Origin of the sequence: Vibrio ziniensis, assembly GCF_011064285.1 — a bacterium.
Taxonomy (GTDB): domain Bacteria; phylum Pseudomonadota; class Gammaproteobacteria; order Enterobacterales; family Vibrionaceae; genus Vibrio; species Vibrio ziniensis.
The window spans coordinates 2,814,886-2,827,568 of sequence record NZ_CP049331.1 but is presented as its reverse complement, the minus strand read 5'-3'; the positions used below and the strand labels follow the sequence as shown (position 1 = coordinate 2,827,568).

Genomic DNA, 12,683 nt, shown 5'->3' with positions numbered 1-12,683 from the left:
GGGGAGGCTGGGTGGGGTTGCTTTCACCGCGCTTAATTAAGATTGCAATAATTAATAAGTTCAGTGGACTTCAACCCCCTCTAGCTCCCCCTCATCTGAGGGGGAGAACCAGCAAGACTACTTGTATCGATTCTCGAACAGATCCAAATGCAGCTTCTGAATTACCGCTTTAGATTCATGAGCATCAACAAGGAAGCAAAGGTTATGGTCACTTGCTCCGTAGCAAATCATACGTAGGTTAAAGTCGCCTAATGTGCTGAACACTTCTTTCGCATAACCTTTTGTCTCCATGTGGTTACCAATCAAGGCAACAAGACATAGGTTATGTTCCACTTCTACCGTACACAGCTCTTGTAGTTCTTCTCTTGCTTCTTGTGGTAGCTCTGGTGCTCCACCTGAAGTGTCTGTCTTATCTAGAGTCAGTGATACACTGATTTCAGAGGTCGTGATAAGGTCAACTGAGATTTTGTATTTTGCTAGGATTTCGAACACTTTCGCTAAGAAGCCATAAGCATGGAACATCTTCGCACTGCGAAGCGTTACCATAGTTTGGTTGCAACGTAGAGCCAGTGCGCGGAACTGTGGCGAGTTCTCCACTTGTTGGCGAATCCAAGTACCACCTTTTTCTGGCTCTTTAGATGAACCAACAAACACCGGAATTTCATGGCGCAGTGCTGGTACCAGAGTTGAAGGGTGCAGAATTTTTGCTCCAAAGTTTGCCATTTCAGACGCTTCACTAAAGCTGATCTCTGGAATTGGTGCAGCTTTTGGTGCGATGCGTGGGTCAGTTGTGTAGATCCCAGGTACGTCTGTCCAAATTTCTAAGCCAGAAGCTTTTACTGATTCAGCAATCAAAGCTGCAGAGTAATCACTGCCGCCACGGCCAAGCGTTGTGGTATTGCCTTGTTCATCAGAGCCGATGAAACCTTGAGTAACAACCACGTATTCAGCACAAAGTGGAGCAAGCTTCTCTTGTGCCAGTTTAGCGATTTCTTCAACTTGTGGCTCTGCGCGACCGTAGTTATTGTCCGTTCTTAATACTTCGCGAATATCGAAACGAATCGTATTTACGCCGCGCTCACGCATTAATTGAGTAAGAATATAGGTCGACATCAACTCGCCGCAAGCAACAAGATGATCGGTTAATTTCTTACTTGATTGGAAAGAGGCAGCTTCGGCAGCGCTTGCGATGCTATCAAGCATCGAATGTACTTCTTTTTCTACTTTGGTTGGGTCTGCTAATTGGTCGATAATCGCATCATGGATATCAGCCAATTGCTTCATAATGTTAAGTCTTTGCTCAGCATCTTGAACACCATTAGCAAGCTCAACAAGTAAGTTCGTTACGCCAGAGCATGCGCTGCTGACGACTAATCGTGTTTGTGGATTATTTTCAATAATTGCAGAGCAACGGCTCATTGCTTCAAAATTTGCAACACTTGTTCCACCAAACTTGGCGACATTGAATGCGCTCACTACATTTCTCCCGGACTTCCTAGAAATAAAAAAGGGTTGGTAATCCAACTTCCAATGTTTTGAAGAGAGTTTCTTAGAGCAAAAAAGAGGTGTAACAACAGGCAGGTTGTATAAAATTCCTCAGAAGCTCTTCATCAGCATAGCACTGATGACAGTTGAAGGGATTCAACCCTTACAACCGATAAGCCAAAGCCACAACTTAGACTCATCTCGGCACTACTCCCCCTGAATGTTTTGTTTTGGAGTTGAGGCTCCACAAAACATCTGCCTGGGCAGTGCTCCTCTTCTGCCATACTCTCGCTGTAGATTGCAGCTTGTTAGAGTACAGATAGCTCACTCATTGAACGGTTTTGTGAAACTGATGTCAATTGTAAATTTGTGATAAGTGAAAATAAATGTGTCTAAAGAGTCAGGCAGCATAGACCTCTGTCGAATTGTCGATGCTTAGATTCTGCCGTACTCTACATTTTCGTCTGTGAACGATTATCTACTAATAAAATTGGGAGCACCTATGACTATACAAAGCTTCATCCCGCCACATCGAATTTTGATGGGACCTGGACCATCGGATATCTCTCCTCAAGTATTGCAGGCTTTAAGCCGCCCAACAGTCGGGCACTTGGATCCTTTATTTGTTGGGATGATGGACGAGCTGAAAGTGTTGCTCAAATATGCTTTCCAAACTGAAAATGAGTTCATGATTGCGGTTTCCGCTCCTGGTAGTGCTGGGATGGAAGCGTGTTTTGTAAACTTAGTTGAACCCGGTGATAAGGTTATCGTTTGTCGAAATGGTGTTTTCGGTGAACGTATGCGTGAGAACGTGGTTCGCTGTGGTGGTATCGCGATTACGGTAGAGGATGAGTGGGGAACTCCTGTTTCTGTCAGTAAAGTTGAACAAGCGATTAGCCAACATCCGGATGCGAAAATTCTGGCGTTTGTCCATGCCGAAACCTCGACTGGTGCTCTTAGCGACGCAGAGACTTTGGGTGCTTTGGCGAAGCAAAATAACATGCTGACAATTGTTGATGCGGTAACTTCTCTAGGTGGCGTACCTTTGCTGGTGGATAAGTGGCAATTGGATGCGGTTTATTCTGGAAGTCAGAAATGTTTGTCTTGCGTACCGGGTCTGTCTCCTTTGACACTCTCTTCGAAGGCGATCGAGAAGATCCAAGCGCGGAAAGCTCCGATCCAAAGTTGGTTTTTAGATCAAAGCTTAGTGTTGGGCTATTGGAGTGGAGGTAGTAAACGCAGCTACCACCATACTGCGCCAGTAAACAGCTTATACTCACTGCACGAGGCTCTACTCATTTTGAAAAATGAAGGGTTAGAAAATGCTTGGGCACGTCATAAGGCGATGCATGAAAAACTTAAATTAGGTTTAGAAAAACTCGGCTTTAAATTTGTTGTGCAAGAAGAGTATCGTCTACCTCAATTAAATGCCGTGTATATTCCCGATGGTGTTGATGATGTGAAAGTTCGTAGTCATCTGCTCAATGAATACAATCTGGAAATTGGAGCGGGATTGGGCGCTCTTGCTGGTAAGGCGTGGCGGATTGGTGTGATGGGCTATGGTGCTCGTTCTGAAAACATTGCTTTGTGTTTAAGAGCACTAGAAGAATCGCTGACTCAGTAAGTAAATCAATGAAAAAAAGGTGGCTGGTGCCACCTTTTTATACCAGTCACATTAATTTGCTAATCAAGTAGACATTGCGTTCTGTGCTCATTGTCTAAGACTAAACAGATGAATAGTGAAATTGGTATTACTATTCATCATCACTGTCCATATCTTCTTGGTTTTCTATAAAGGGAGGATAGTGAATATCGCTAAAATCCAAGTTAGGGAACAAAAATGTCGCTTCAGTCTTTGTTTGTTCTGCTCGACTTAAATTTCCCATGACTTGGTATGCTTTGATTAAGTTAATGTAAAGCTCTGGTCTAGGTTTACTTTGAATCGTTTTTAAAGACCAGTCGATATACGGCTGAAAATACTCTGATTTCTCTTCACTCAAACCCTGTTCAAAATAGGCGCTGTAGAGATCCCAATCTAATCGATCCTTGACCAAGGCTGGATTGATGATTTTATTCAAAATATCCAGTTGTTTTGGATTCGATACTTCAAATTTAGTGAGATAGTAATTGGTATGTAGTATGCCCGCGATGTAAATGCTGATTGCAACAGGCATAGTTAGGCTCGTTACTCGTAATACAGAGCGAGTAAATTCACTAAACCTAAACACACGACATTTCGCTACCCGTTGTTCTACCCAAAACAGCAGAATGATAAACGTCAGCCAATGAATACTTGATTGATAAAATGGGGTGCTAAATTGCCCTTGCATTGCAATTGGAAGGAGCAGTGCAAACATCACCAGTCTGGTCTTTTCTTTCGCTGAATAGATTCTGGCCAATACGAATATAATCGCCAGTAGTTGTCCTAGTACTGGCAGTCCTCCGCCTTCGACTCCCCAAAATAAGATTTCATTGTTGGGATGCTGAGTAGAAGGTATGCCAGAAGGGTAGCTGTTATTGAGCTGATGTTGTCTAGCAGTATATAGAATATATTGAGACTCGAAGTGACCGAACCCATAACCCGTAAATGGTTTTTCAATCAACATGTCTATCGATTGCGAAAACAGAGTTCGATTGGGCGCAACTTGCTTTTCAGCATAGGAATGCTCGGCATTTTCATTCTGTAGAAATAGTGCAGCTAAGCCAATTACTAACCCTATTGAACAAGCCATTATCCAATTAAAAAAACGCTGGCGAGGGGAGAATCGGTAGAGATAAGGAAGCAGTGTTAAAATCGCTATCGCGGAGGTTATCCAACCAATCTCTGAATCTAATAAGACAATCAAAGGTAGGGTAATGACAGGCGTAAAGTAGAGCAATCCTACTTCTCGAAGTTTTTTACTATAGATTTTAGGCTGACGAGCTAATAAGTAGCCAGATAGAACCACGCCCGTAGCAAGGAAACTTGCCATGGTCTCAGTGTGCTGGAAAATGCCATAAGGGATGCTTGCTGAGTAAAAGAGACCATTAGTGCTGATATTGATATATTGAAAACTACCGATAATGGCTTCAATGACGACGGCGCAGACAACAAACCACAGTAATTTTTGTTTACTCTTATTACTAAAATAAAACTGTTGAAGTACCAGAAATAAAGTAAATCCTGCCCACAAACCGATAAGTCGTTCGGCTGAGTTTTCGAAACTGGCGTTACTAAAGAATATGGGTATGGTCATCAATACACAGCACATCCACAAACCGATAGTCAATTTCGAGTATCGGATGTATTGATGAGAAGCGATTTGATACAGACCTAGAGCAATCGAGAGGCCGAGGAATAGCCAGCTGGTGGCGTTAGAGGGCAGTAGAAGACCTTCACCGCCAGAGTTAGGCATAAATATATGCATCGCAACAAGATACAAAGCTGCAATGGAAAAAAGAAACGGTTTGTTTAAAGGGACTCTTGGGGCGTGTGGCTCGAGTTGTGTGCCATTTAGCAGCAAGGTTGCCATAATCTAATCCTATAATATCAGCAAACCAGCGGACACCAACACTGGTCGCTAGCTTGCCAATATTATCGTTTTTTTTTATTTCAACATAGGTTTTAAGAAACGCGCAGTATGGGAGACTTTACTTTTCGCTACCTCTTCAGGTGTACCTTCAGCAATGATGTCTCCTCCGCCTTGGCCACCTTCTGGACCTAGGTCAACTATCCAGTCGGCAGTTTTAATCACATCAAGGTTGTGTTCTATCACCACAACGGTATTGCCGTGATCACGCAGGCGATGCAGCACATTCAGTAACTGCTGAATATCGTGGAAGTGTAGACCTGTGGTCGGTTCATCCAAAATATAAAGCGTTTTGCCCGTGTCACGTTTAGAAAGTTCTCGAGATAGTTTTACCCGTTGCGCCTCACCACCTGACAAGGTTGTTGCAGACTGACCCAGACGGATATATGACAAACCAACGTCCATTAAGGTTTGCAGTTTACGTGCGATAACAGGAACTGGTTCAAAAAACGTATGGGCATCTTCGATGGTCATATCGAGCACTTCATCAATGGTTTTGCCTTTGTAACGAACTTCTAAGGTTTCGCGGTTGTAGCGCTTTCCTTTACATACATCACAAGGAACGTATACATCCGGCAAGAAGTGCATTTCAACTTTGATTACGCCATCGCCCTGACACGCTTCACAGCGCCCCCCACGCACGTTAAAACTAAAGCGTCCTGGTTTGTAGCCGCGTGAGCGAGACTCTTGTGTTCCCGAAAAGAGTTCGCGGATCGGAGTAAATATTCCAGTATAGGTTGCAGGGTTTGAACGCGGTGTTCGACCAATTGGACTTTGGTCAATATCAATCACTTTATCGAAATGTTCTAGGCCCTTAATCGATTTGTAGGGCGCAGGTGTTGACGTAGTTGCACCATTTAAAGCGATGTGCGCGATGTTAAAGAAAGTATCGTTGATCAGCGTCGATTTACCCGATCCTGAAACACCGGTGACACAAGTAAAAAGACCCACAGGAATAGATAAATCGACATTTTTCAGGTTGTTACCCGTCGCACCGATCAGTTCAACCGTTTTCTTGTCATCTTTTGCTGTTCTCTGTTTTGGGACCTCAATCTTCTTCACACCACTTAGGTACTGTCCTGTAAGAGAGTTGGGGTTGTTGATGATATCGGTGACATTACCTTCAGCCACAACGCTGCCGCCGTGCACCCCCGCGCCTGGACCGATATCAATCACATGGTCAGCCAGACGAATTGCATCTTCATCATGCTCTACGACTAACACGGTATTACCCAAATCGCGCAGATGTTCGAGCGTTTTAAGCAAACGTTCGTTGTCGCGTTGGTGGAGACCAATTGACGGTTCATCAAGAACATACATCACACCGACTAAGCCTGCGCCGATTTGACTTGCTAAGCGAATTCGCTGAGCTTCGCCACCTGAGAGCGTTTCAGCGCTGCGTGATAAATTCAGATAGTTCAGACCTACGTTGACCAAAAATTGCAGACGGTCATTAACCTCTTTCATGATCTTTTCTGCAATCTGTGCTCGTTGACCTTCGAGCTTCAAAGACTGGAAGAACTCAAGCGCTTCAGCGATGCTGAGCTCTACAACTTGTGGTAGCGCGGTGTCATTAACGAATACGTTGCGAGCTTCTAAGCGTAAGCGTGTACCTTCACAATGGCTACATGGTTTATTTGAAATGTATTTTACCAGTTCTTCACGTACCGAATTGGATTCAGTATCGCGATAGCGGCGCTCAAGGTTATTCAAAATACCTTCAAACGGGTGACGTTTGACGCGGATATCACCACGGTCATTGATGTAGTTAAATTCAATTTCAGTGCGACCCGAACCGTGCAGGATGATCTCTTGGAGTTTTTTACCTAGCTTGTTGAAAGGGGTATGTAGGTCAAAATCGTAATGAGCAGCTAAAGAGCTGAGCATTTGGAAATAGTAGTAGTTCTTTTGATCCCAGCCGCGAATAGCGCCTTCCGCCAAGCTCAGCTTTTCATCTTGAATGACTCGGCTTGGGTCAAAATATTGTTGAACGCCAAGACCATCACAGGTCTGGCAAGCGCCAGCTGGGTTATTGAATGAGAATAAACGTGGTTCAAGTTCTCGCATACTGTAACCGCAGTGCGGACAAGCAAAGTTGGCCGAGAAGATTTGCTCATCACCTTCTTCATCCATAGGCGCAACCACAACGTTACCACCAGAAAGTTCCAGTGCTGTTTCAAACGATTCAGCCAAACGTTGTTGTAAATCAGCGCGCACTTTGAAGCGGTCAACCACCACTTCAATGGTGTGTTTCTTATGCAACTCTAGAGTCGGTGGATCGGACAAATCACAGATGTCACCGTCAATACGAGCACGAATAAAGCCTTGAGCGGCCAAGTTTTCCAATGTCTTAACGTGTTCGCCTTTACGCTCTTTGACTATTGGAGCCAGCAACATCAGCTTCGAACCTTCAGGAAGTTCTAAAACTTTATCGACCATTTGGCTGATGGTTTGCGCAGCCAGTGGCGTTTTATGCTCAGGGCAGCGAGGCTCGCCGACACGAGCAAACAGCAAACGCAGATAATCGTAGATTTCAGTAATCGTACCGACTGTTGAGCGTGGGTTATGAGAAGTTGACTTCTGCTCGATAGAGATGGCTGGTGATAGACCTTCGATGTGGTCAACATCTGGCTTTTCCATCAAAGACAAGAACTGGCGAGCATAGGCAGAGAGAGATTCAACATAACGTCTCTGACCTTCTGCGTATAAGGTATCAAAGGCTAAAGACGATTTCCCTGAACCAGATAGGCCGGTAATGACAATCAGTTTGTCACGAGGAATCGTGAGATTGATATTTTTCAGGTTATGGGTACGAGCACCACGTACTTCGATTTTGTCCATTTGATTTGCTCTGTCTTTGGCTTCGTTAAAGGCTAAGTCGAGCAAGTATTACATAGCGTGAGAAATGTGCAACAAATACTGGATATAAAAACAGTAAATAAAAAGAGCCGCTATCAGGCGGCTCATATACAGATTCATAGTTATTGAACTTAGCTCTTACGAGTTGAGTGCTTCGCTAATGAAACTTGCTGTTCGTTTTTCTTGTACAGATGCTCATAACAGTAGTTTGTTGCTTCGATATAGCCTTCAACACTACCGCAGTCAAAACGCTTACCTTTAAATTTGTAAGCCAGCACACAACCTGATTTTGCTTGTTTTAGCAATGCATCGGTAATTTGGATTTCGCCACCTTTACCAGGTTCAGTTTGTTCAATTAACTCAAAAATATCCGGAGTCAGGATGTAGCGGCCAATAATCGCTAGATTACTTGGTGCTGTACCAGGTTCAGGTTTTTCGACCATGTCATCAACGCGGAAAAGATCGTCTTTGATCATCTCACCAGCGATCACACCGTATTTGTGTGTCTCTTCCGCTGGCACTTCTTGTACTGCAACGATTGAACAACGGAACTGGTTGTAAAGGGCAACCATCTGCTCCAGTACACCTTTGTCTTCATTGACGCACAGGTCATCGGCAAGTACCACAGCGAATGGCTCATCACCCACTAACTCACGCCCCGTTAAAATCGCGTGACCTAAGCCTTTCATTTCGCGTTGGCGGATAAAAGTGAAATTCGCTGTTTCAATGATATCTCGGATATCAATCAGCAGATCTTCTTTGTTAGTGCCTTGAATTTGATGTTCTAGCTCAAAGTTCATGTCAAAGTGATCCATGATCGAGTGCTTACCACGACCAGTCACGATGCACATTCCATTCATTCCTGCTTTAATCGCCTCTTCTACACCGTATTCGATCAATGGTTTGTTAACCACTGGCATCATCTCTTTTGGCATAGATTTAGTTGCTGGTAAAAAGCGAGTACCGTAGCCAGCTGCCGGGAATAGGCATTTTTTAATCATTTTTGCGCCCTGTTAAACGGTTTGTTTAGTTTATAGTCTTGAAAGTTGTTTATTGTCTTGAACGGGTTTGCCATGTCTAAACATAGACTTACTACAGACTTTAGCATGATATTTTCGTGAGATTCAGCACATTCTTTGTCATCTCAATGAAAATGTGCTGAAAAGCGCATTTATGAGAGCAGATTTTGATTGGCCCAAGAGATGGCTTGAACTCTATTTTTTACCGCGATTTTTTTGAATATTTGATACAAGTGCGACTTTACTGTGAATTCGCTGATAAAGAGATTCTCAGCCATCTGCATGTTCGATGCACCAGTTTGCAAGCAACGCAATATCTGAATTTCCCTCGCCGTTAAGTCAACCGTGGCTTGTGTTATGTGAGCTTGAAAATGGTAGCGGTAATAGTGAAGCAGTTGGCTTGATATATGACGAGGAAGCCAATTTTTACCATTGATTATTTCACCTAATCCTTCACTCAGGCTCTCTGGTGAGTCATGTTGATAGAACAAGCCTTTTAAGTTGCCAAAGGTAAGCAGCTCTTCGGTGTGCAGTCTCTTATCGACGTTATACAAAATTGTTTCAAAATGTGGACTGGTAATTTTTAATGCCTTAAGGCTTTGCCGTATTAGAAAGTGTTCCTGATAGTTGATCAGTAAAATTTTGTGTTTATCGGTTTGGTAGTTTTTCAATAATTGATCTGGATGGATTTGCGGTATGGGTAACGCTAATTGTTCTAAGGCCAGTTCGAGTTGAAAGGGGATACATGACTTGTCCATGCAGAGCAAATATATGATTCTGGCGTAGTTGAGTTTTGGCATAGATTATTCCTTAATAGGATGCGGTGAAATGTGTCAACAATGCCTAAAATTAAAAGGTAGAGCGAATTGAAATACGAGGTTTGCGTGGGATTTCAATTGATTAAGTAAATGTGTTTCTTATCAGTTGTTAAATGGAAGAGCTATCCCGAAAAATGTGTGGTCAAAAATGAATATCAATTGAGTTTTTGATAACAATACGACCGAACATTTCAGCTCAAGAAAAAGCGTGTTATCCTAACTGACTATTTGAAAATTTTTCAAAAATTCTACGATTGAAAGACGGAGCGAAACATGGCAAGCCGTGGCGTGAATAAAGTAATTTTGGTTGGCAACTTAGGTGGAGATCCTGAAGTTCGCTATATGCCAAGTGGCGGTGCTGTTGCAAACATCACCATTGCAACGTCAGAAACATGGCGTGATAAAGCAACAGGCGAACAGCGCGAGAAAACAGAGTGGCACCGAGTAGCTCTGTATGGAAAACTTGCTGAAGTAGCAGGTGAGTACTTACGCAAAGGTTCTCAAGTCTACATTGAAGGTCAGTTACAAACCCGTAAGTGGACAGACCAAAGCGGCCAGGAGCGTTACTCTACAGAAGTTGTTGTGCAAGGTTACAACGGCATTATGCAAATGCTTGGTGGCCGCCAACAACAGGGCGGTGGTATGGGTCAAAGCCAACCTCAGCAACAAGGTGGTTGGGGACAACCTCAACAGCCTGCTAGACAAAGCCAACCTGCTTATCAGCCAGCAGCTCAGCAGGCTCCTCAGCCTCAATACAATGAGCCGCCAATGGATTTTGACGACGACATCCCGTTTTAATTGTCCTGATTTCAAAAAAGCCGCAAATTTTGTGGCTTTTTTTATATACTTAGCGCACTGTTTACATAATTTTTGCGAGCAGCCTCCTTCGATCGATATTGCTATCCATCGATAAATTGAAAGGGAATTCAATTTTTATGCGCTACACGCCAACTCTCAAACTCAGTACACGATTAGTTGTATTTGTGACTTTAATTGTCACCAGTGCGATGTTTATTTTGTTTATTGGCGGAACCTTATCTTTTCAGCGATTAGGCCAAGAATATCTCAACCACTACATGCAGGGCATAGTAGAGGTTGTGGATAAAGAGATGGAAGATCCGGATGCGGCGTATTCTATGCAGCGCTGGATGCCTAAGATGCTGCAAGCAAGTAATATTGTCGAGATGGAGTTGTCATCTCAGGCCGGTATCATCTATCGCTTCAAAGATACTTCATCAAAAATCGATCCTGCGCGGCTTTATCAAGCTGATTTCCCACTGCAACGTATTCAAGGCTATTCTGTACACTTTAAAGTTGTACCTCCCTATGTCGGTTTCAGTTACTCAATCGGAGCCATGTGGTCCATTACTCTGGCCGTGTTGTTTATCGTTTTCTGCCTTGTTCAAAGTGTTAAGTGGTTGCGCTCTCAACTGATGGGTTCTGAATTGCTAGAAGAGCGAGGCCGAATGATTTTGGCTGGCCGAGTCGAGCAATATGCGAAGGGCGATCATAGAGAGTGGCCATATACCGCGAGTGAGGCGTTAGATGTTCTGATTGAAGAACTGCAAGATGCGCGTCAAGAACGTAGCCGTTTTGATACCTTTATTCGTACTCAAACATTCTTAGATCAATTAACGGGTGCGGCCAATAGAGTTCTTTTTGATAGTAAGTTGGAATCCGTTCTTCAAGAAAGCGGGGCACAAGGTGGCGTTCTGATGCTGAGTATTGATGATTTCGACTTAGCAAAAGAAGAAAATGAAAAACGAGTGGTTGACGACTTTGTGATTGAAGTTGGTCAGTGCATATCGAACGTAATTTCCCGCTATCCAGATGTGATTCTATCCCGCTACTACGATTCTGTTTTTGCTCTGTTCATGCCGCATCAGACTGCCAAAGACGTGGCTCATGTTGCAGCCCAATGTCTGAAATTTATCGAACGTCTAACGCCACCAAAGCCATTGGATCGCGAAAACTGGTTCCATATTGGTGTCAGTATGTACAAAGAAGGTGAGCGTAGAGGTCGCATTATTGATGAAACAGAAACGGCGTTAAAGGGTGCTCAGCTGCAAAGAGTAAATGCTTGGAATCAGTTTGAAAAAGCGGCCGTTTCTGATGACAGAGGTAGTGTGCGTTGGCGAACTCTGTTTGATAAGGCTCTTATTGATGAGAATATCATCCTATTCCGACAGGCATGCTATTTGAGCAGCAATTCTAATCACTTAGAATTATTACATAACGAATTGTTTGCTAGGATTAATGATCCCGATAAAGGGATACTCAAGGCGTCTCGATTTAGTTCTGCGATTGAGACAGTCGGCTATGAAGCGGTCCTTGATAAAGCGGTGATGAGAAGAACTTTGCAACTGATAAAGTCTTCTGCCAATGAGTCTCCTTTATCCGTTAATCTGTATGTGCTTCCTTTTTCCGATAAACAGTATTTCCGTTGGTTTCGTAACGAGTTAATGCAATTAACCTTTAGTCAGCGTGGTCAATTATCGTTTGAATTTTCCGAAGGGCATTTAGTGCAGCATATGGATTATATGCGTCCAGTATTACGGACTATTTCAGCACTAGGGTGCGAGTTAATCGTAGGTCAAGCCGGGCGAACTATCGTTGCAACTCACTATATCAAAGACTTAAAGATCCACTATCTAAAATTGCATCGCAGCTTAATAAAGCAAATCGATCAAAGGCATGAGAATCAGTTGATAGTGCGCAGCTTATTGGGTGTCTGCAAAGGCACACAAACCAAAGTTATTGCTGTTGGGGTTGAGTCTCAACCTGAGTTGCAGGTGTTGCAGAACTTAGGTGTTGATGGTGTTCAGGGGCGCTTATTTGATACTGAGCAACCATTAAATCCAAGAAATTTGCCTGTGACAGAACGTCAAATTAAGCCTGGTAAACGGAACCGATGGCGTACAAAGTAGTGATAC

At 43.5% G+C, this 12,683-nt stretch carries 8 protein-coding genes and 1 riboswitch; of the genes, 3 read left to right on the top strand and 5 right to left on the bottom strand.

What is annotated here, in order from left to right; all coding sequences use genetic code 11:
- Positions 1-117: 117 nt before the first annotated feature.
- A complete protein-coding gene (lysC, locus tag G5S32_RS13045; protein WP_165312397.1) occupies positions 118-1,476 on the bottom strand; it encodes a lysine-sensitive aspartokinase 3 in 1,359 nt (452 codons plus the stop codon).
- 116 nt (positions 1,477-1,592) lie between these two features.
- Positions 1,593-1,770, bottom strand: a riboswitch (Lysine riboswitch).
- Positions 1,771-1,987: 217 nt separating this feature from the next.
- Between lysC and G5S32_RS13040 the strand changes: the two genes are divergently transcribed.
- The gene (locus G5S32_RS13040; RefSeq protein WP_165312396.1) at positions 1,988-3,109 is read left to right on the top strand and encodes a pyridoxal-phosphate-dependent aminotransferase family protein; all 1,122 of its coding nucleotides are present in this window, start codon (positions 1,988-1,990) and stop codon (positions 3,107-3,109) included.
- Between the two features lie 130 nt (positions 3,110-3,239).
- Here G5S32_RS13040 and G5S32_RS13035 read toward each other — a convergent pair whose 3' ends face one another.
- The 4 genes from G5S32_RS13035 to G5S32_RS13020 all read right to left on the bottom strand — a co-directional run bounded on the left by G5S32_RS13035 (position 3,240) and on the right by G5S32_RS13020 (position 9,732).
- Complete coding sequence (locus tag G5S32_RS13035; protein WP_165312395.1) at positions 3,240-4,997, bottom strand: PglL family O-oligosaccharyltransferase; 1,758 nt, start codon at positions 4,995-4,997, stop codon at positions 3,240-3,242.
- Positions 4,998-5,072: 75 nt separating this feature from the next.
- On the bottom strand, positions 5,073-7,895 hold the full coding sequence (gene uvrA / locus G5S32_RS13030) for an excinuclease ABC subunit UvrA (RefSeq protein WP_165312394.1): 2,823 nt from the start codon (positions 7,893-7,895) through the stop codon (positions 5,073-5,075).
- 149 nt (positions 7,896-8,044) lie between these two features.
- Positions 8,045-8,914: a UTP--glucose-1-phosphate uridylyltransferase GalU gene (galU, locus tag G5S32_RS13025; protein WP_165312393.1), complete on the bottom strand. Its 870-nt coding sequence runs from the start codon at positions 8,912-8,914 to the stop codon at positions 8,045-8,047.
- Positions 8,915-9,084: 170 nt separating this feature from the next.
- On the bottom strand, positions 9,085-9,732 hold the full coding sequence (locus G5S32_RS13020; RefSeq protein WP_165312392.1) for a LuxR C-terminal-related transcriptional regulator: 648 nt from the start codon (positions 9,730-9,732) through the stop codon (positions 9,085-9,087).
- A gap of 291 nt (positions 9,733-10,023) precedes the next feature.
- Between G5S32_RS13020 and G5S32_RS13015 the strand changes: the two genes are divergently transcribed.
- Positions 10,024-10,548, top strand: coding sequence for a single-stranded DNA-binding protein (locus G5S32_RS13015; RefSeq protein WP_165312391.1), 525 nt, complete (start codon positions 10,024-10,026; stop codon positions 10,546-10,548).
- Between the two features lie 137 nt (positions 10,549-10,685).
- Positions 10,686-12,677, top strand: coding sequence for an RNase E specificity factor CsrD (csrD, locus tag G5S32_RS13010; protein ID WP_165312390.1), 1,992 nt, complete (start codon positions 10,686-10,688; stop codon positions 12,675-12,677).
- The last annotated feature ends 6 nt before the right edge of the window (positions 12,678-12,683 follow it).

Excerpts from the sequence above, each read along its gene's own strand:
- G5S32_RS13015 (WP_165312391.1), top strand. The coding sequence starts at position 10,024 with ATGGCAAGCCGTGGCGTGAATAAAGTAATTTTGGTTGGCAACTTAGGT.
- uvrA (WP_165312394.1), bottom strand. The coding sequence starts at position 7,895 with ATGGACAAAATCGAAGTACGTGGTGCTCGTACCCATAACCTGAAAAAT.
- galU (WP_165312393.1), bottom strand. The coding sequence starts at position 8,914 with ATGATTAAAAAATGCCTATTCCCGGCAGCTGGCTACGGTACTCGCTTT.
- csrD (WP_165312390.1), top strand. The coding sequence starts at position 10,686 with ATGCGCTACACGCCAACTCTCAAACTCAGTACACGATTAGTTGTATTT.
- G5S32_RS13040 (WP_165312396.1), top strand. The coding sequence starts at position 1,988 with ATGACTATACAAAGCTTCATCCCGCCACATCGAATTTTGATGGGACCT.
- G5S32_RS13020 (WP_165312392.1), bottom strand. The coding sequence starts at position 9,732 with ATGCCAAAACTCAACTACGCCAGAATCATATATTTGCTCTGCATGGAC.
- G5S32_RS13035 (WP_165312395.1), bottom strand. The coding sequence starts at position 4,997 with ATGGCAACCTTGCTGCTAAATGGCACACAACTCGAGCCACACGCCCCA.